Consider the following 19,065-nt stretch of genomic DNA (forward strand, 5'->3'; position numbering starts at 1 on the left):
CCGTCGCCGGGCCGTAGCCGAGTCGGATCAGATCAGGCCGAGGACGGACAGCTCGCGGCGCAGCGATTCCGGCATGTCGGCGAGGTCGTCGGAACGGCCCATGGCGAGATCGGCCGGTGCCGACCGCGCCGTGAGGTAGCGCCAGCCCTGGAAGGGCCGGCAGGGGCGCGGATTGACCGGGACTACGACGGGATCGAGGACGAGGCGGCAGCGGCCGATCCCGTCGGTATCCGTGAACGGCGCGATCGCCGTGATCGCCTGGCGGCAGCACAGCGTTCCCTTGATGACCCAGTAGATCGAGCCCTGCCCGGCAATGGCCGAGGCGCGCTTCGGCACCATTCGGGTGACATGGGTCGTGGACGGATCGCGCCCGGCCTGCACCGCTTCGTCCCGGTTTCGGGCGATGCGCTGTTCGAGGTCCTCGATCGTCGCGGGTCCGACGCAGAGCTTCAGGAGATGAAGGGCCATGACGGCCCTCATATCAGCGCCGCCGAGAATGCGCGCGGGGCTTTCGCGTCACTCAGGAAAACAGCGCGAGTTTCTCTTTCTCGCTCAGACCGTCGATATCGGCGAAGGCCGCGGCGATGTCGGTCTTCTCCGCCACAGGCGCCGGCTTCGCCTCGTCGGATTCGACCTCGTTGAGATCGGTCTCGTCGAGATCGGTCGTGTCGGCTTCCTCGGGGGCGGAAATCTCGAGAACGGAATTTTCGGGATCAGAATCTTGAGGATCCGCCTCGATGAACGCGTCCTCGTCGACAGGCTGGGCCATCGCCTCGAGCGAGGGGGGCTCCGCAGATTGCGGCTCGTCCTCCACGGTTTCCACAGGGGCGATGGGCGGCATCGCCGGCTGGGCCTCCACTTCGGACGCCACCTGGGCCTCCGACCGCACCGAATCCATGCCGATGAAGCGGTCCACGTCGCTCTGGTCGAGATCCTGGGCGACGTTCGACGCGGTGGAGCCCGGTGCCGGCGGGATCGCCTCGACCTCGCCGCCCCAGATCGCGATCATCGCCGCGAGGCGCTCTTCCAGATAACGCAGGGTGTGGATGATGCGCGCGGTCCGCTGCGCCGTCAGATCTTGGAACGAGCAGGCCGTGTATATTTCCGTGGCCCGGCGGTCGAGCACGTCGCAGATCTCGGCATCGGCGCCGGATTCGCGCATGGTCCAGGCGGTCTCCTGGACCTCCTCGGCCGCGCCGAGGATATCGGAGGTGGCGCGCTCGGTGGCCCGGACGATGGCGTCGAGGGCGACGGAGGCGATGCCCAACCGGCTGTGGTCCTGATCCACGGTGCTGATCGCCGCGATCTCGGCCTTGGTGCGGGCGATGGCATGGGCCATGTCCATCAGGTCGCCGCGCATGCGCCCGACCCGTTCGCTCTCCCGGTCGGAGGGGCGGTCTGCCGTCACCGCGCTTTCCAGGCGCGCGATAGCGCTCAGAAGCATGTCGGTGTCGGCGCTGCGGTTGCGCCTCGTGTATTCGGCGAGGAACCAGCGGCCGCGTTCGCTCTCGCTCATCGCCGCTTCGATCCGGTCGTATTCCGACTCGTCGACCGATGTGAGCGAACGCATGACAGACATGGAACTCGTGTCCTTGATGGTGCCTCGCGCCGTTGCGCGAAGTCGCGGGGACCAGCTCGCATAGATTGACACGATGCGTTTAACGCCCCCTTTACGGGTCGAATCGTCGTCAGCGGCCGGCAACGCTTCGCCTCCCGGCCGCTCCGCCCCTCGCTCGCGCGGTCCATCCGGTGTCCCAAACCTCTCCGACGGAGCCGAACGCGACGCGTCTGTCGCTGCTCTATGCCGTCGTCTTCGTCGAGATCGGCATCGCCATGCCGTTCATGCCGGTCTGGCTGAAGGCCCTCGGCCTCGATGCGCGGATCATCGGCGCCCTCCTGGCGCTGCCCATCGCCATGAAGATCATCGCCACGGCGCCCCTGGTCGGTCTTATCGACAGGGGCGTGGCCGCGCGCCGCCTCCTCCTCGTCGGCAGCCTCGTGGTGGCGGCGACCTACGCGCTGATGCCGGCCGGCGCCGCCATCGCCTGGCCGATCCTCGCCGTCCTCGTCGCCGTGAACGCTGCGGCCGGTGCGCCGCTGGTGCCGACCATCGACTACCTCACCCTCGCGGCCGTCCGGCACAGCAAGCGGCTCGATTACGCCCGCATCCGCATGGCCGGGTCGATCGGTTTTCTCATCGCCAGCCTGCTCGGAGGCGCGGCTCTTGGCGCCATGGGCGAGCGCCTCGCCGTGCCGGTGCTGCTCACGGGCCTCGCCCTCGTCGCCGCCGCCACCATCTTCGCGAGCCCGGTGGAAGCGCACGCGCCGCAACCACGCATCGCGCCCGGCGAACGCCCGAAGCTGCCCCGGGTGCTCTGGCTCTGCATCGGTGCGCAGGCGACGATCCAGGCGAGCCATGCGGCGACCTACGCCTTCGGCAGCATCCACTGGCAGGCCAGCGGCATCTCGGCCACATGGATCGGCGTCCTCTGGGCGACGGGCGTCGCCGCCGAGATCGTGTTCTTCGCCACCGTCGGGCGCTGGCCGGCGGGCTGGCGCACACCGTTCCGCCTCATCGGGCTCGGGGCCGTCGCGTCCCTGATCCGCGTCGTCGGCCTCTCCCAGGTGGGAGGCGACCTCATCCCGGCCCTGCTCCTGCAGACCCTGCACGCGTTCAGCTTCGGCGCGACGCAGCTCGGAGCGATGACGGCGATCTCGGCCTTCGCGCCCGATGGCGCGCGGGGACGGGCCCAGGGCACGTCGAGCGCGGTCAATGCCTGCGCCTCGGCGAGCGCGACGATCCTCTGCGGTGTTGCCTACGAGGCCGGCGGAGGGAGCCTCGCCTTCGCGCTGATGGCGCCGCTGGCCCTGTCCGGCCTGTGCCTCGTGTCACTTTCCGCACGCGCGGCGGCCGGTGCACCCTTCACACGACCGCGTTTGTAGGTCAGCACTCGGCCGCGGTTCGCGGACCTTGACCATTCCGTAACCTTGATCTGCTTTTTCTAAAAGCATGAACCGGGAGTCGCGCTTCGTGCGCCACGCTGCTGCCAAGCCGAACCCAGATGCCGCCGAAGCCGCGATTCTCGGCGAGGGCGGACGCGTGGTCCTGAGCGGCCGCTGGACGGCGGATCAGGGCTCGTCCGTGGAGAAGGCCGCCGCGCAGATCGCGGGACGCACCGACGGCGCTCCGATCCTCGTCGATCTCTCCAACGTGGCCCGCCTCGATACGCTCGGCGCCTGGGTGCTGGAGCGGACCCGCGGCGAGATCGAGGCGTCCGGCGGGAGTCTCGCCTATGCCGGCGCCTCGGCCGAGCACCGTATCCTGCTCGGCGAGATGAAGCTGCCCGACGACGGCTATGCCGGCAAGCCGAAACGCGGACGCCTCGTCGGCTTCCTGCACGATCTCGGGGTCAGGGTCGTCGGCGCGAAATCGGACATGGTCAGCGGCCTCGCCTTCCTCGGCGAGGTGGTGACGGCCTGCATCCGCGTCGCCTCGCGGCCGAGCACCTTTCGCGGCACGGCCCTGGTCAACCAGCTCGAACAGGTCGCCTTCCGGGGCGTGCCGATCATCATGCTGATCTCGTTTCTCGTGGGCGGCATCGTCGCGCAGCAGGGCATCTTCCAGCTGCAGCGCTTCGGGGCGCAGAGCTTCGTCGTCAACCTGATCGGCCTGCTCATCCTCCGCGAACTCGGCGTCCTCCTTACCTCGATCATGGTGGCCGGGCGCTCGGGCTCGGCCTTTACCGCCGAGATCGGCTCCATGCGCATGCGCGAGGAGGTGGACGCCCTGCGGGTGATGGGCCTCGACCCCATCGAGATCCTCATCGTCCCGCGCATCCTCGCTTTGGTGATCGGCCTGCCGATCCTCGCCTTCCTCGCCTCGCTGGCGGCCCTCGCCGGAGGCGGCCTCACCGCCTCGCTCTACGGCGGCATGACCATCGACGCGTTCCTGGCCCGGCTCCAGGCGGCCGTGTCGTTCCACCATGTGGCGGTCGGCCTGATCAAGGCGCCGTTCATGGCGCTGATCATCGGGATCATCGCCACGATCGAAGGTTTCGCGGTCGAAGGATCGGCGGAATCGCTCGGGCGTCACGTCACGGCCTCAGTCGTGAAGTCTATCTTCATGGTCATCGTACTGGATGGACTGTTCGCCGTGTTCTTCGCGGCCATCGATTTCTGACGCCCGTGAATCACATGTCTTCGCCCCCCGCGCGGTTCGACAGCGCCCCAGCCCGCGACGTCATTATCGGCGTGCGCGATCTCGTGGTCGGCTTCGGCGACAAGATCGTGATGAAGGGCCTTAACCTCGACATCTATCGCGGCGAGATCCTCGGCTTCGTCGGTCCGTCCGGACAGGGCAAGTCGGTCCTCACCCGGACCATCCTCGGCCTCGTGCCGAAGCGCTCGGGCACGATCGAGGTGTTCGGCGAGGACGTCGACGCGATCACGATGGCCCGCCGTCGGCAGATCGAGCAGCGCTGGGGCGTGCTGTTCCAGCAGGGCGCCCTGTTCTCGGCGCTCACGGTCAAACAGAACATCCAGATGCCCATGCGCGAGCACCTGAACCTGTCCGAGCGCCTGCTCGACGAGTTCGCCCGCCTCAAGATCGAGATGGTGGGCCTGAAGCCCGATGCCGCCGACAAGCTCCCCTCGGAACTCTCGGGCGGCATGATCAAGCGCGCGGCTCTGGCCCGCTCGCTCGCCCTCGACCCCGAGATCCTGTTCCTCGACGAGCCGACCTCGGGGCTCGACCCGATCGGCGCAGGCGAGTTCGACGAATTGGTGGCGACGTTGAAGCAGACACTGGGCCTCACCGTCTTCATGGTGACCCACGACCTCGACAGTCTCTACACCGCCTGCGACCGCATCGCGGCGCTCGGCGACGGGCAGATCATCGCGCAGGGCCCGATCGAGGCCATGCTGGCGAGCGACCACCCCTGGCTGCGCTCCTACTTCCACGGCAAGCGCGCGCGGGCCATCGTCCCGCAGGGAGCCCGGCATGCAACCGCCTGACGCTGTAGCGGTGATGCGAGCGCCGGTCGGTCGGACCGGAGCCTGTCTCATGCCGATCCGGGTTCGTGACCGCGACGGTCGCGGACACGCCACGCCCCCTTTATCGTTCAAGCCTGCCGTCCTCACACAATTCGCGGGCCGCTCGGGTCCCCTCTCCTGGAAGGAGAGGGACAGGGTGAGGTGTGCGACCTCTCCGGAGATGGACCACACCTCACCCCCGCCCTCTCCTTCCAGGAGAGGGAGCCGCGTTGTGCTCTACGCCGACTCGTCCGAACCTTCGGAAGGGCCTTTGAGTGGACCGGTCTGTCCAGGAGGGTTTCCCGAGAGGGAATACGCGCCGAGCCGATCGGCCGGCATGCCTCTCATCCAACCCGCGCGGCGCCTGACCGGCGTCGAACGCCACATCGCGCAGCGATCGATCGGGCCTCGCGCACCACGTGCGTCCCCGCACCGCACTCGCCCCGCCACGCCGAGGTATCGCTGATCCAATGGAGACTCGTGCGAACTACGCCCTCGTCGGCGCCTTCACTCTCGCGGTCGTCGTGGCCGCCTTCGGCTTCGTGTTCTGGCTCCAGGGCGGATCGCGCAGCCAGGAACGGCAGGGCGTGCGCATCGTCTTCTCCGGCAGCGTCGGCGGCCTCGCCAAGGGCTCCACCGTGGCCTTCAACGGCATCAAGGTCGGCGAGGTGATGGACGTGCGCCTGCTGCCGCAGGATCCGCGCCGCGTCGTCGCCATGGTGGAGGTGGACCGGACCACGCCCCTGCGCGCCGACACCCGCGCCCGCCTCGATTCGGCGATGCTCACCGGCGTCTCGACGATCTCGCTCTCCGGCGGCAACGCCGATGCCCCGGCCCTGACGCCCGGCTCCGGCGACCAGACCCCGACCATCTTTGCCGACAGTTCCGACATCCAGGACATGATGACGGCGGCCAAGCAGATCGCCCAGCGCGCCGACGACATGCTCCAGCGCCTCGACAAGCTGGTGGCCGGCAACGAGGGCGCCATCACCCGCACCCTCGCCAATGTGGAATCGTTCTCCAAGACCCTCAACGATGCGGGCCCCGCCGTGAGTTCGCTGGTGAAGGCCATCGACGGACAGAAGCTCAACCGCGTCATCGACAATGCCGAGCGCTTCTCGGCAGCGCTCAGCACGGCCAGTCCCGACGTCGAAGGCGCGGTCAAGGATGCGCGCTCGCTGGCGGGCAAGCTCAACGCCTCGGCCGACCGGGTGGACAACGTGCTGAAGGGTGCCGAGAGCTTCCTCGGCTCCGCCTCCGGCCAGACCGGCAGCAGCACCTTCGCCGAGGTGCGCGACGCGGCCATCTCGGTGCGCGACGCCGGCAAGGCCTTCCGCACGCTCTCCGAGAACCTCGACAAGCGCACCTCCACCATCGCATCGAGCTTCAGCAAGCTCAGCGGGACCGGACGACGCGAGGTCGAGGCCCTGTCCTCGGATGGCCAGCGCACTCTCAACACCCTGAACCGGACGGTGAAGAGCCTCGAACGCGATCCCTCCCAGGTCATCTTCGGCGGCAAGCCATCGTTGCCGGAATACAACGGTGGTCGCTGAACCCGGCGCTGTCCGGCTTCATGTGTTCGACATCACGGCACGGAAACCGCTTTGCGGTAGTTTACGGTTGAGCTTCCTGCCGCACTGCACAGGTTTCCAGGCCCTTCGGATGACGTTTCGCTCGCATGCCCTCGCGCTCGCCTGCCTGTCCGCCCTGCTCGGCGGTTGCGGCGGCGGCGCGCCCATGACCTTCGACCTTGCCGCCCTGCCGAGTTCCGGCCGGCCGAGCGCGGCGGCACGGTCGATTTCGGTGGCGGAGCCGGTGGGTCTGCAGCCCTTCGAGCAGGATCGCATCATCGTGCGTCAGGCCGGGGGCGCCCTGTCGTTCCTCGGCGGCGGCCAATGGGCCGACCGCCTGCCGCGCCTGGTCCAGACGCGGCTGATCCAGAGTCTCGAAAATTCCGGGCGCCTGAAATCGGTGAGCCGTCCGGGCGACAAGATCGTCGCCGATTACGCGCTCATCAGCGAGATCCGCGCCTTCGACATCGCCTCGAACTCGGGCGAAGCCGTGGTGGACGTCTCGGCCAAGCTCATCGCCGACGGCACCGGCAAGGTGGTCGCCGCCCGCATCTTCACCGCGCGGGTGCCCGTGGCCAAGATCGAGGCGGGCAGCGCCGCGGTCGGTCTCGACGCCGCCCTCAGCATCGTGCTCGCCGACATGGTCCGCTGGGTGAATTCCGGGCATTGAGCCCGGGGAGGAGCGCGTCGCGCGCTCACTCCATCACGGCGGCCTTCATGATCACCACCATGATCGCCTTGGCCGGCTCGGTGCCGACGCAGCGCACCGTGTGCGGCCTGTCGCAACGGTAGCGCAACGTCTCGCCCACCCGCGCCCGCTGGAACGTGCCGGCCACTTCCACTTCGAGGACGCCCTCGGTGACGGTGAGGGATTCCACCGAGCCGCGCTGGTGCGGATCGGAATCAAGCACGCCGCCGGGATCGGCCGTAACCTCGTACCATTGCAGCCATTCCACCGTCTTGATCCAGCCGACGATGGCGAGGCGGATCTTGCCGTCGTCCGAGAGCAGGATCGGCGTGTCGGCGCGGGAGGTCTTCTCGATGAAGGGCTCCTCGTCACTGGTGGCCAGCACCCGCTCGATGGACACGTCGAGGGCCTGGCTCAGGCGCCAGATCGTCGCCAGGGTCGGGTTGGTCTCGTTGCGCTCGATCTGGCTGATGATCGATTTCGCGACGCCGGACTGCTCGGCGAGTTCGGAGAGCGAGAGGTTGTAGGCCTTGCGCAGCCGCTGGATGGTCTTGCCGAGCTGGCCCGAGAGAACCTGTGCCCCGCTCAGGATGTCCCGCTGCCGCCCCCGTTCGGGCGTCGTCGCCTGATCTTGCATTGTCCGAGAACCTATCGCGCCGTTCCGTACATCGAACGATCGTGCGGTACTTCAAACGCAATCAAGCATCCGATGCAAGGCGAGGCGCGCCAACTTCTCCGTCGTCTCAGTGCCAAAGGGCGTGGAAATGATGGACCGGCCCGTGTCCTCGCCCCACGCTCACGGAACCGGATGCGGCGATGGCGGCGGTGACGTAGCGTTTGGCCTGGGCGACCGCCTCCGTCAGGGGCAGGCCGCGTGCCAGGCCCGCCGCCACGGCCGAGGACAGGGTGCAGCCGGTGCCGTGCGTGTTGCGGGTCTCGACGCGGGCCGACGCGAAGCGCCGCAGCGTCCCGTCGGCACTCATGAGGTGGTCGACGCTCTCGGTGCCCTCGGCATGACCGCCCTTGATGAGGACGGCGCGGGCGCCCATTGCCAGGAGCTTGCGCCCCTGCACCACGGCCTCGTTCTCGCTCTTCGCCACGGGGGCCTCGATCAGGGTGGCGGCCTCGGGAAGGTTCGGCGTCACCAGATCGGCCAGGGGCAGGAGGTGGCGGCGCATGGCCTCCACCGCCTCGTCCGAGATGAGGCGGTCGCCGCTCGTGGCCACCATGACTGGGTCGAGGACGATCGGGATGCGGGAGGCGTGGCGGCTGAGCCCGGCGGCCACCGCCTCGATCACCGCGGGCTTCGACAGCATGCCGATCTTCACCGCCTTGACGGCGAGATCGGAGAACACGCTGTCGATCTGGGCGGCGATGAACTCGGCGGGCACGTCGTGAATGGCCTGGACGCCCAGGGTGTTCTGCGCCGTGAGCGCGGTGATGACACTGGCGCCGTAGACCTTGAGGGCCGCGAAGGTCTTCAGGTCGGCCTGGATACCGGCGCCGCCGCTGGAATCGGAGCCCGCTATGGTGACGGCGATGGGTGTCATGGCGTGTCTCGTCCCTTGCGTTGCGGCAACCCTAAACCATCGTCCGGAACGAGGAAATCCGGCCCCAATGAAAATGATTTTAGAACAGGGACTTAGAGAATTTCACCGGCGACCCGCTTAGGCCGGGGCCTATCGACCCGCGCCCCTCGCCGTGAGGGCCGAATCCACCCGGAAGCGCAGGTCCCTGGCGCGGGCCTCCACCTCTTCGGCGGAAAACAGCGCAGAGATCAGGGCGATGCCGTCGGCCCCCGCCGCGATGACGGACGCGGCGTTGCTGCCGTCGATCCCGGCGATCGCCCCCACGGGAAAGCCGGTGCCTCGGGCGAGGCGCGCCCGGAAGGCGATGCGCGTGAACCCGTCGAGCCCCACGGGTGGGTCGGGATTGTCCTTGCTGGTGGTGGCGAACACGCCGCCGATGCAGGCATAATCCACGGGCAGGCGATAGAGTTCGTCCGCCTGGGCCGCGGTTTTCAGGGTCAGGCCGATGATGGAGCGTGGGCCGAGAATGCGCCGCGCCTCCGCCGGGTGCAGGTCCGACTGGCCGAGATGCACGCCCTCGGCCTCGGCCGCCAAGGCGAGATCGCAGCGGTCGTTGACGAGGAGCGGCACCCCGGTGCCCGTAATGGCCGCACGGATGGCGCGGATGCGTTCCAGGGCCTCGCGCGCGTTCTCGATGGACTTTTCGCGGTATTGAAGCAGGGTGCACCCGCCCGCTACGGCCTCGGCCGCCATCTCGGCGAGGTCGGCGCCGTCATCGCCGCAGACGTCCACGTCGAGGATGCCGTAGAGCCTCACGTCGACCGGCACGGTCGAGCCCAAGGCGGTGTCGCGTCCGATCACGTCGTTCCTCCGATGAGCCGCAGCGCCCAGGTTCGAGCGGCGGCATCCTAAGCAGGTTTCGCAGAAGTGGCCCCCGGTTCTGCGATAAAAATCTGCGACACAGCTTAGGCGGGCGGCAGTGTCACGGGAAGCCGATCCGCGCCGCCTCGCTTGCCGGCTCTGCCCCGTCGGCCTACTCCCCGCATCGACGAAGCACGGAGACTGGCATGACCACCGAAGCCGGGCGCACGCCGAAGCAGAAGATGATCGCGGGGGACCTCTATCACCCCGACGACGCGGAACTCGGTGCCGACCTGCGCGCCTGCCAGGTCTGGCTCGCGCGCTACAATGCCATGCTCGGGCGCCCCGCCGACGAGCGCCGGGTTCTCCTACGCGAAATTTTTGCGGGGGTCGGCGACGGGGCGGTGATCCGGCCACCGTTCCATTGCGATTACGGCTTCAACATCAGCATCGGCGCCCACGTTTTCCTGAACTTCAACTGCATCATCCTCGATTGCACCACGGTGACGATCGGCGACCGGACGCAGATCGGGCCGGGCGTCCAGATCCTCACGGCGGACCATCCCCGCGAGGCGGAGGCGCGCGAGGCCGGGCTGGAATTCGCGCGGCCCATCGCCATCGGCCGCAACGTCTGGATCGGCGGCGGCGCGCTGATCCTGCCCGGCGTCACGGTGGGCGACCATGCGATCATCGGGGCCGGCGCCGTCGTCACCCGCGACGTGGCGCCCGGCGCCACGGTCGTCGGCAACCCGGCCCGGCCGGTGCCCGCCAGGGCGTGAGGCGACGCGTGCACCCTGTCGCGCGTTGATTCCGGCACGCAATCTGCCATGACGGCCCATTCGCGGACCGGGGAGTCGAACAGGTGACGAGGGCGCAGGACGGGTTTGCGGTGGAGGCGACCGGTGCGCTTCCCAATCCGTCGGCGGTCGGGCTCGTCGCCGTCATCGTCGCGGCGACGGACGGCGAACCGCGCGCCCTCACGGTGCGGGTCCCGGGCCAGGCCACGGGCCGCGAGACCGGGTTGCCGGCAGGCCCCCTCGTTCCGGAGCACCCGACCCTGGAGCGCGGCCTGCGCGCCTGGGTGGAACGCCAGACGCAGCAGCGCCTCGGCTATGTGGAGCAGCTCTACACCTTCGGCGACCGCGACCGGCAGGGCGACGATTCGGGCGGCCTCCACTCCCTGTCCGTGGCCTACCTCGCCCTCGTGCGCGAGATGCGCTCGGCCGCCCTCCCCGACGCGTCGTGGCACAATTGGTATGCCTTTCTGCCCTGGGAGGATTGGCGCGCGGGCCGGCCGGAGACCCTGGACGGCATTGAGGCCAAGCTCCTGGCCTGGGCCGCCGGGGCGGTGGATTCCAAGATCAGGCGCCGGCGGGAAGACAGGCTCGGCCTGACTTTCGGCATCGGCGGCGGGGCCTGGAACGAGGAGCGCGTGCTTGAACGCTACGAACTCCTGTTCGAGGCCGGGCTGATCCCTGAAGCACAGGGGCAGGCCGGCGAGGCACACGCCACGGATATCGCCACGACGGGGCGCCCCATGACCTTCGACCACCGCCGGGTGCTCGCCACGGCGATCGGCCGGCTGCGCGGGAAGATCAAGTATCGCCCCGTGGTGTTCGAGCTGATGCCGCCGACCTTCACACTGTTCCAGTTGCAGCGCACGGTGGAAGCCCTGTCGGGCGCCAATCTCCACAAGCAGAATTTCCGCCGCCTCGTGGCGCAGCAGGGACTGGTGGAGGAGACCGACGAAGTCACCAGCGGCGCCGCCGGCCGGCCCGCCCGCCTCGTCCGTTTCCGCCGGGAAGTGCTGTTGGAGCGCCCGGCGCCGGGGTTCCGGCTGACCCCGTCGCGGCGGTCGTCCTGACGCATCGCGTTTCGGCCTCGGCGATGCGGCAATGGCCCGCCGGGCCTACATCGTGGCCAGGATCGATTCCAGCAGGCTGCGGCTCTCAGCCAGTTCGGTGATGCGCTCGTCCACCTGCTCGATGTGTCGGCGCAACGTCTGCCGAAGCTCGTCGCAGGGTTCGAATGCGCCGCGCCCGGCGAGCGCGCAGGGCAGGAAGTTGCGGATGACCGGCAACGTCATCCCGGCCGCCCCGAGCGTCCTCATCCGCCGGACAATGTCCTCGTCGAGCGGCGTGTAATCGCGATACCCGGCGCCGGTGCGCTCCGGCGCGAGCAGCCCCTCCCCTTCGTAATAGCGCAGCATGCGCACGCTGACGCCCGTGCGCTTCGATAGCGTCCCGATCCGCATCGGCCGTTGACCCTAACAGTGCTGTCACGGATTAAGGCTGACGCTCTTCGATGGAAACCAGTCGAGAGCGTGTTTCATGACAGACGTCTTCGCCACCCGTGCCTGGATCGACGGGCAGATCGCCACGGCCTCCGACCTCGCCCCCCTCGCCTTTGCCGGCTTCGCGCATTTTACCGCTATGCAGGTCCGCGACCGACGCGTCAGGGGACTGGACCTCCATCTGGAGCGCCTTCGCGACGGGTCGGGAGCGCTGTTCGGCAGCGTCATCCCGGAGGAGCGCATAAGAGAGGCGCTTCGGATCGCCATCGCGGACGCACCCGGTGACCTGTCGCTCACCGCGACAGTGTTTTCGCGTAGCGGAGAGTTCCGCGTCGGCGATGCACCCGATGAATGCTCGATCCTGGTCCGGACCTTTCCGCCGAGCGACGGCCCCGCCGGGCCGCTGAAACTGGCCCTCACGCCCCATGAGCGCTGGCGTCCGGAGCTCAAGCACGTGGGAGAGTCGGCAAAAACCTACTTCCTGCGCGAGGCCGCCCGGCAGGGCTTCGATGATGCCGCGTTCGTCGATCATCAGGGACGGATCGGCGAAGCGACGATCTGGAACCTGGCCTTCTGGGACGGTGCGACCGTGACATGGCCGCAGGCCGACATCCTCGCCGGGGTCACGATGGGGATCCTCCGCCGGCGATTGACCGCCCTCGGTGTCCCGCAGCGCGACGCGGTCATACCGGCGGACGGACTCAGCGAGTTTGCCGGAGCCGTCGCGATGAATTCCTGGACGCCGGGAATCGCTGTCGCGTCCATCGCCACCAGCACCCTGCCGCGATCCGGCGAACTCATCGCCCTGCTACATCGGGCCTATCGGACCGAGCCGGCGCTCGTCGTCTGAACGTCCCTCTCTCGCGCTGGGTCGGGAACCCGCGCGCTCGACCGCGAGGGAGGGCGGTGGCTGCCCCTGACGTTCGCGCAATATCGCAATGCAAAATGAATATGCTCAGGCTCAGCATATCTGGACAAGCGTAACTCGCGCGCCTACGTTAGTCGGCACAATGCTCAGATTGAGCATATATGAGGACGCGTCCATGGCGGCCACGAGTTTCCCGATCGACCGGGTTTCGACCCTGCCTCTGCCCGAAATCTACGCCCGCGTGAGCCGGCACGTTCCGGCCATCGAATGGCCGGCCTTGGCCGATGACGTCGCGGCGATCCTGGAGCTGAAGAAGAGCCGCAACGCGGTGATTCTCGCCCATAATTATCAGGCGCCCGAGATCTTCCACACGGTGTCGGACATCGTCGGCGACAGCCTGGCGCTGGCCCGCGAGGCGATCAACGTGGATGCCGACGTGATCGTGCTGGCCGGCGTGCATTTCATGGCGGAGACGGCCAAGCTCCTCAATCCGGGCAAGACCTTCCTGATCCCCGACATGCGGGCCGGGTGTTCGCTCGCCGACTCGATCACCGCCGCCGACGTGCGAGGGCTTCGCGAAAAATATCCCGGCGTGCCGATCGTGACCTACGTCAACACCTCCGCCGCGGTGAAGGCGGAATCGGACGTGTGCTGCACCTCCGGCAACGCGGTGGACGTGGTGCGCTCGCTCAATGCGCCGCGCGTCCTGATGATCCCCGACGAGTTCCTGGCGCAGAACGTCCAGGTCCTGGTGCCCGAGGTCGAGATTCTCACCTGGGCCGGCCATTGCGAGGTACACGAGCAGTTCACCCCCGCCGATATCGACGAGGTGCGCGAGAGCTATCCCGGCGTCACTGTCATCGCCCATCCCGAATGCCCGCCCGACGTGGTGGCGGCCTCCGATTTCTCGGGGTCGACCGCGATGATGATGAACTTCGTCACCGAGAAGCGGCCGCGTCAGGTGGTGCTCGTGACCGAGTGCTCCATGGGCGACAACATCGCCGCCGCCAACCCGGATATCGAGTTCATCAAGCCCTGCAACCTGTGCCCGCACATGAAGCGGATGTCGCTCCGGAACATCCGCCATGCGCTGGAGACTCTCACCCACGAGGTGACGGTGGAGCCGGACCTCGCCGAGCGCGCCCGCGCGGCGGTGGAGCGCATGCTCGCGGTGCGTCCGCGATGAACGCGCATTCCCCGCTCTCCTTCACCCTCCCCGGCTCGGACTGCGTGATCGTCGTCGGGGCCGGCGTCGCCGGTCTCGCCACGGCATTGCGGCTCAGCCCCCGCCCGGTCACCCTCGTCACCGCCGCCCCTCTCGGCAGCGGCACGGCGACGGGCTGGGCGCAGGGCGGCATCGCCGCCGCCATGGCCGAGGACGATGCCGCGGCACTTCATGCGGCGGACACCGAAGCCGCCGGCGCCGGCCTCACCGACCCGGCCGTCGCCCTGCGGGTGGCGCAAGCCGGCCCCGGTCTAATCGACTGGCTCGTCGGCCTCGGCGCGCCGTTCGACCGGGACGCCGCCGGCGCCCTGGCGCTCGGCCTCGAAGCGGCGCATTCCCGTCGCCGCATCGTTCGGGCGGGCGGCGATTCCACCGGGCGGATGGTGCTCGACACGCTGCTGAAGGCGGTGGCGCGGACGCCCTCCATCGAGATCTTGGTCGCCACCGTGCGCGGCCTGATGCAGGACGAGAGCGGCGCCGTCGCCGGCCTTGTCTGCGAGCGCGACGGTGCCACGGTGCGCGTCGCCGCGCGGTCGGTCGTGCTCGCCACCGGCGGGCTCGGCTCCCTCTACGCCTCCACCACCAACCCGCGCGGCGCCACCGGCCGGGGTCTGGCGCTGGCGGCGCGCGCCGGGGCGACCTTGCGCGACATGGAGTTCGTGCAATTCCACCCCACCGCCATCTCGGTGGGGCTGGACCCGATGCCGCTCGCCACCGAAGCCCTACGCGGCGAGGGCGCGCGGCTGATCGACAGCGAGGGCGAGCCGGTGATGGCGGGCATCGCCGGGGGCGATCTCGCCCCCCGCGACGTGGTCGCCCGGGCACTCTTCCAGGTGCGGCGGCGCGGCACCGAAGTCTTCCTCGATTGCCGTGGTGCCCTTGGCGCGCGCATGGCGACGCGGTTTCCCACCGTGGCCGGCCTCTGCGCCGCCTCCGGCATCGACCCGCAGCGCCAGGCGATCCCCGTGCGGCCGGCGGCGCATTACCACATGGGCGGCATCAAGGTGGACGGCACCGGCGCCAGCACCGTGCCCGGCCTGTTCGCCTGCGGCGAGGTCGCCTCCACCGGCCTGCACGGCGCCAACCGCCTCGCCAGCAACTCACTCCTCGAGGCGATGGCCTTCGCCCCCTGGATCGCCGAGGGCATCGCGTCCACCCCCGCCCCCGGTCCGGCAGTAACGGCCGAGCCGCGCAAACGCGGCGAAACCGATCACGCCGGGCTCCGCCGGGTCATGGAAGCCCAAGTCGGGGTGGTGCGCGACGCCGATGGCCTCACCGAGGCCCTGCGCCGTCTGGCACCGGCAGCAAAGCAGGGCTCGGACACCGCCCTCACCGGGTTGATGGTGGCGACCTCGGCCCTGTCCCGCCTCGAGAGCCGAGGCGCCCATTGGCGCAGCGACCACCCGGAGCAGGCCCCTGCCCGGCATAGCGAGGTGACGCTCGCCGAAGTCTGGCGGATCGCGGAGACCGCCTCGGCCGATGTGGCCGCTCCGGTTTAGATCGGACGACCGGGACCGTCGGCCCCCTTCCAACGACCATCTTACGAGCGACCCCATGAGCGATGCCCGCCTCGTCCCCCTCCCCCGTCTCCTCGTGGAGCCGATCGTCCGCGCGGCTTTGCTGGAAGATCTCGGCCGGGCCGGCGACATCACCACCGATGCGATCGTGCCCGCCGATGCGCGGCTTTCCGGCGTCATCGCGGCCCGGCAGGATGGGGTCATCTCCGGCGTCGACGCGGCCATCATCGCCTTCGCGCTGATCGACCCGGCCGTGTCGGTCATCGTCGAACGGGGCGACGGCGCGCGGGTCTCGCCCGGTGACGTGGTGATCCGGCTCGACGGGCCGGCCCGCGCCATCCTCACCGCCGAGCGCGTGGCGCTGAACCTCCTGTGCCGGATGTCCGGCGTGGCCACCGCCACCGCCGGCCTCGTGGACGCGGCCCGGCCGCACGGCAAGGCGCGGATCGTCTGCACCCGCAAGACCACGCCGGGCCTGCGCTCCCTGGAGAAGCATGCCGTGCGGGCCGGGGGCGGTTCCAACCACCGGTACGGCCTCGACGACGCCGTGCTCATCAAGGACAACCACATCGTCGTGGCGGGCGGGATCGTTCCGGCCATCGAGCGGGCGCGGGCCTATTCCGGGCACCTTGTGAAGATCGAGATCGAGGTCGATACGCTGGACCAACTGGCCGAAGCGCTGTCGGTCCGCGCCGACGCCGTCCTCCTCGACAACATGAGCCCGGACCAGCTGCGCGAAGCCGTGCGGATGATCGACGGGCGCGCCATCGCCGAGGCCTCGGGCCGGATCAACCGCGACACCGTGGGCGCCATCGCCGCCTCGGGCGTCGACCTAATTTCCAGCGGCTGGATCACCCACAGCGCGCCGATCATCGATCTCGGCCTCGACGCGGCGTAGCGTCCGCGACCCCGAGCGCCGCTGCGTGGCCATCGTGAAAGGTTCCGCGCCGGATCGCCGAGCGCGGCATTAATCCCTCTCCTACGGCTAAGCCGCCACACTGTGGCCACGGAGTCACGACCCGGCCACAACCATCGCTTCATCGCGAATTCAGCTTGGCTTTGGGGCGGCAGCGTTTACGTCTTGGCGATCGGAAAACGGTATCCTGCGTCGCGTTACCGACCGTGTTTCCCCAACGTTTCGCCTGCCTTCGAGAGGCTTTGATGCGCCGTATCGCCCCCGCCCTGTCCGGGCTCGCCTGCATGGTTGGTGTCTGGGCCTCGCCCGCCGCCGCCTATGAAATCGACCCCCTCACCCGCCAGCCCCTGGACAACGCGCTGGTGCTGCGCGTGCGTCCGCAGGCGGAGCCCGCCGCTGCCGTCGTGGCGGTGCCCACCGCCAACGCCTCCCTCAACCCGGCCGACCCGATGGCCTCGGCCGTGCCGCAGATGTCGGCGATCCAGCGCGAGCAGGTCGCCTATGCGGGCAACTTCGCGCCGGGCACCATCGTCGTCTCCACGGCCGAGCGCCGGTTGTACTACGTGCTCGGCGGCGGTCAGGCCCTGCGCTACGGCGTCGGAGTCGGTCGTCCCGGCTTCACCTGGGGCGGCACCCAGACCATCACGATGAAGCGCGAATGGCCCGATTGGCGTCCCCCGGCCGAGATGCTGCGCCGCCGCCCAGACCTGCCGCGCTTCATGAAGGGCGGCATGGAGAACCCGCTCGGCGCCCGCGCCATGTATCTCGGCGGCTCGATCTACCGCATCCACGGCTCCAACGAGCCGGAAACGATCGGCACCGCCGTCTCATCGGGCTGCATCCGCATGACCAACGACGATGTCGCCGACCTCTACACCCGCGCCAAGGTCGGCGCGAAGGTCATCGTCCAGCGCTGATCGTCTTCGACAGGCTTCGAATTAAGAAAGGCCGGCGGAAACGCCGGCCTTTTTCGTGTGTCTCGGAAGAGTGCGGTCCGTCGTGCCTATTTCGACACCGACAGGAACCGCGACAACAGCCAGAGCGGCACCACCACCACGGCGCCGGCCAGGATCCAGCGACCGAAATCGTGGAAGGTCTCGAAGCCGAGATCGATGAGCGCGCGGCCCGCATCGTAGATGTGCCAGAACAGCAGGCCGGGCGTGACGCCCAACGTCGCCATGATGGCGCCGACGAGGACCGACAGGAACAGCAGCTTCACCAGGACCGCCATGGGTGAACCGCCGAGGAAGCGCCGCACGGCCGAACGTGGCTCTCCATCGGAATAGCCACTCCCGACGGGGGGACGGCCCTGGTAGGGTCCCTGTCGGCGCGGGTCGTTGTCGACGATCATGCTGTCATCCTCTGGCCGTGGTCCGACGGCTGAACTCTCTCGGACATATGGGGCCTCATCGGCTTCTCTGAAGCCGGCGAACCCGGCGGAAGCGTGACCGATGCGACACACCCGAACGAAACCGTCTGTCCATTGGGGCGTTAGGCCGTTTCGCGCCGGCACGGCGACTGGCATCGGTGCGGGCTTCGCCCACATTCGACGCGCCCGCCCGAATGCCGCTTCGGCCCCACCCTGGATGAGACGAACCGTTCCATGATCGACCACGCCCTCTTCGACCCGGCGACGATCGATCCGGAAACGCACCGCCTGAACGCCGAGATCGTCGCGGCCCATGCGGCACAGGCCGATCCGTGGTCGATCCCCATCTCCGAGGTCCGCGCCCGCCGCCGCCAGGGTACCCAGGCCTCGCCCGCGATGCCCCGCAGCGCCCGCGCCGAGACAGTGATCATCGACGGCCCCGACGGGCCGCTCTCGCTCAGGCTGATCCGCCCCGATGCCCGGAAGTGGAAGAAGCTGCGCGGCGCCTATCTCCACATACACCGCGGCGGCTGGGTCTGGGGCGCCGCCGACGAGCAGGATCCGTGGCTCGAGCGGATCGCCGATGCCTGCGGCTTCGTCTGTCTCTCCGTCGAGTACCGCCTCGCCCCCGAACATCCCTATCCGGCGGCGCTGGAGGATTGCGAAGCGGCGGCCCTGTGGCTCGCCGGCCCGGGCAAGGCTGAGTTCGGCATCTCGGCGCTCACCATCGGCGGGGAATCGGCGGGCGCGCATCTTGCCGTGATGACGCTCCTGCGCCTGCGCGACCGGCACAACCTGCCCCGCGCCTTTCGCGGCGCCAACCTCAATGCCGGCTTCTTCGATCTCGGCCTGACGCCGAGCGTGCGCAATTGGGGCGACACCCGCCTCGTGGTGAACACCCAGGACCTCACCACCTTCGCCAACGACTACGTGCGCGACGGCATCGACCGGCGCCGCCCCGACGTGTCGCCGCTCTATGCCGACCTGAAGGGCCTGCCCCCGGCCCTGTTCTCGGTGGGCACGCACGATCCGCTGCTCGACGACACGCTCTACATGTCGTCGCGCTGGGCGGCGGCCGGCAATGGCGGCCACACCGCCATCTATCCCGGCGGCTGCCACGTCTTCGTGCGCTATCCCGGCGCCATGACCGAGCGCGCCCTCGAACTGATCGACCGGTTCCTGATGGCTCTGGCCTGA

General features: G+C 69.1%; 20 protein-coding genes. 13 read left to right on the forward strand and 7 right to left on the reverse strand.

Annotated elements, in window-relative coordinates:
- Positions 1 to 27: 27 nt before the first annotated feature.
- The gene (locus FPV16_RS06200) at positions 28 to 468 is read right to left on the reverse strand and encodes a DUF1489 family protein (protein WP_227437086.1); all 441 of its coding nucleotides are present in this window, start codon (positions 466 to 468) and stop codon (positions 28 to 30) included.
- A 52-nt stretch (positions 469 to 520) separates the two neighbouring features.
- A complete protein-coding gene (locus tag FPV16_RS06205) occupies positions 521 to 1,579 on the reverse strand; it encodes a hypothetical protein (RefSeq protein WP_227437088.1) in 1,059 nt (352 codons plus the stop codon).
- A gap of 170 nt (positions 1,580 to 1,749) precedes the next feature.
- Between FPV16_RS06205 and FPV16_RS06210 the strand changes: the two genes are divergently transcribed.
- The 5 genes from FPV16_RS06210 (at position 1,750) to FPV16_RS06230 (ending at position 7,272) form a co-directional block, all read left to right on the forward strand.
- The gene (locus tag FPV16_RS06210) at positions 1,750 to 2,943 is read left to right on the forward strand and encodes an MFS transporter (RefSeq protein WP_227437090.1); all 1,194 of its coding nucleotides are present in this window, start codon (positions 1,750 to 1,752) and stop codon (positions 2,941 to 2,943) included.
- A 67-nt stretch (positions 2,944 to 3,010) separates the two neighbouring features.
- Positions 3,011 to 4,180 (forward strand): ABC transporter permease, encoded by a 1,170-nt coding sequence (locus tag FPV16_RS06215; protein ID WP_227437092.1) that lies wholly within the window; start codon positions 3,011 to 3,013, stop codon positions 4,178 to 4,180.
- Positions 4,181 to 4,194: 14 nt separating this feature from the next.
- Positions 4,195 to 5,013 carry an ABC transporter ATP-binding protein gene (locus FPV16_RS06220; protein ID WP_227437094.1) on the forward strand — a complete coding sequence of 273 codons (819 nt, stop codon included), beginning with the start codon at positions 4,195 to 4,197 and terminating at the stop codon, positions 5,011 to 5,013.
- Between the two features lie 488 nt (positions 5,014 to 5,501).
- A complete protein-coding gene (locus FPV16_RS06225; RefSeq protein ID WP_227437096.1) occupies positions 5,502 to 6,584 on the forward strand; it encodes an MlaD family protein in 1,083 nt (360 codons plus the stop codon).
- A 109-nt stretch (positions 6,585 to 6,693) separates the two neighbouring features.
- Positions 6,694 to 7,272, forward strand: coding sequence for an ABC-type transport auxiliary lipoprotein family protein (locus FPV16_RS06230; RefSeq protein WP_227437099.1), 579 nt, complete (start codon positions 6,694 to 6,696; stop codon positions 7,270 to 7,272).
- A gap of 25 nt (positions 7,273 to 7,297) precedes the next feature.
- Here FPV16_RS06230 and FPV16_RS06235 read toward each other — a convergent pair whose 3' ends face one another.
- The 3 genes from FPV16_RS06235 to thiE form a co-directional block, all read right to left on the reverse strand.
- On the reverse strand, positions 7,298 to 7,927 hold the full coding sequence (locus tag FPV16_RS06235) for a helix-turn-helix domain-containing protein (RefSeq protein ID WP_227437101.1): 630 nt from the start codon (positions 7,925 to 7,927) through the stop codon (positions 7,298 to 7,300).
- Between the two features lie 106 nt (positions 7,928 to 8,033).
- Entirely contained in the window at positions 8,034 to 8,840 is an 807-nt protein-coding gene (thiD, locus tag FPV16_RS06240; protein ID WP_227437103.1) for a bifunctional hydroxymethylpyrimidine kinase/phosphomethylpyrimidine kinase, read from the reverse strand.
- Positions 8,841 to 8,969: 129 nt separating this feature from the next.
- A complete protein-coding gene (gene thiE / locus FPV16_RS06245) occupies positions 8,970 to 9,680 on the reverse strand; it encodes a thiamine phosphate synthase (RefSeq protein WP_227437105.1) in 711 nt (236 codons plus the stop codon).
- A gap of 206 nt (positions 9,681 to 9,886) precedes the next feature.
- Between thiE and FPV16_RS06250 the strand changes: the two genes are divergently transcribed.
- Together FPV16_RS06250 and FPV16_RS06255 are read left to right on the forward strand one after the other, a co-directional pair.
- Positions 9,887 to 10,459, forward strand: coding sequence for a sugar O-acetyltransferase (locus FPV16_RS06250; protein WP_227437107.1), 573 nt, complete (start codon positions 9,887 to 9,889; stop codon positions 10,457 to 10,459).
- 83 nt (positions 10,460 to 10,542) lie between these two features.
- Positions 10,543 to 11,544 carry an NUDIX hydrolase gene (locus FPV16_RS06255; protein WP_227437110.1) on the forward strand — a complete coding sequence of 334 codons (1,002 nt, stop codon included), beginning with the start codon at positions 10,543 to 10,545 and terminating at the stop codon, positions 11,542 to 11,544.
- 45 nt (positions 11,545 to 11,589) lie between these two features.
- Here the strand turns inward: FPV16_RS06255 and FPV16_RS06260 are convergent, their stop codons facing one another.
- Positions 11,590 to 11,934: a MerR family transcriptional regulator gene (locus tag FPV16_RS06260; RefSeq protein WP_227437112.1), complete on the reverse strand. Its 345-nt coding sequence runs from the start codon at positions 11,932 to 11,934 to the stop codon at positions 11,590 to 11,592.
- Positions 11,935 to 12,010: 76 nt separating this feature from the next.
- On the opposite strand from FPV16_RS06260, the gene FPV16_RS06265 reads away from it, so the two are divergent.
- The 5 genes from FPV16_RS06265 (at position 12,011) to FPV16_RS06285 (ending at position 17,416) form a co-directional block, all read left to right on the forward strand.
- Positions 12,011 to 12,823, forward strand: coding sequence for an aminotransferase class IV family protein (locus tag FPV16_RS06265; RefSeq protein ID WP_227437115.1), 813 nt, complete (start codon positions 12,011 to 12,013; stop codon positions 12,821 to 12,823).
- Positions 12,824 to 13,016: 193 nt separating this feature from the next.
- The gene (nadA, locus tag FPV16_RS06270; protein ID WP_227437117.1) at positions 13,017 to 14,027 is read left to right on the forward strand and encodes a quinolinate synthase NadA; all 1,011 of its coding nucleotides are present in this window, start codon (positions 13,017 to 13,019) and stop codon (positions 14,025 to 14,027) included.
- The gene (locus FPV16_RS06275; RefSeq protein WP_227437119.1) at positions 14,024 to 15,565 is read left to right on the forward strand and encodes an L-aspartate oxidase; all 1,542 of its coding nucleotides are present in this window, start codon (positions 14,024 to 14,026) and stop codon (positions 15,563 to 15,565) included. The genes nadA and FPV16_RS06275 overlap by 4 nt, the downstream gene beginning before the upstream one ends.
- Positions 15,566 to 15,620: 55 nt before the next feature.
- The gene (gene nadC, locus FPV16_RS06280) at positions 15,621 to 16,481 is read left to right on the forward strand and encodes a carboxylating nicotinate-nucleotide diphosphorylase (protein ID WP_227437121.1); all 861 of its coding nucleotides are present in this window, start codon (positions 15,621 to 15,623) and stop codon (positions 16,479 to 16,481) included.
- A gap of 263 nt (positions 16,482 to 16,744) precedes the next feature.
- Positions 16,745 to 17,416, forward strand: a complete 672-nt coding sequence (locus FPV16_RS06285) for a L,D-transpeptidase (RefSeq protein ID WP_227437123.1) — start codon at positions 16,745 to 16,747, stop codon at positions 17,414 to 17,416.
- An 86-nt stretch (positions 17,417 to 17,502) separates the two neighbouring features.
- On the opposite strand, the gene FPV16_RS06290 is transcribed toward FPV16_RS06285, so the two are convergent.
- On the reverse strand, positions 17,503 to 17,850 hold the full coding sequence (locus FPV16_RS06290) for a DUF6460 domain-containing protein (protein ID WP_227437125.1): 348 nt from the start codon (positions 17,848 to 17,850) through the stop codon (positions 17,503 to 17,505).
- A gap of 252 nt (positions 17,851 to 18,102) precedes the next feature.
- Here FPV16_RS06290 and FPV16_RS06295 point away from each other — a divergent pair, with 252 nt between their 5' ends.
- The gene (locus FPV16_RS06295; protein ID WP_227437128.1) at positions 18,103 to 19,065 is read left to right on the forward strand and encodes an alpha/beta hydrolase; all 963 of its coding nucleotides are present in this window, start codon (positions 18,103 to 18,105) and stop codon (positions 19,063 to 19,065) included.

This window comes from Methylobacterium sp. W2 (assembly GCF_020662345.1).
Lineage (GTDB): Bacteria > Pseudomonadota > Alphaproteobacteria > Rhizobiales > Beijerinckiaceae > Methylobacterium.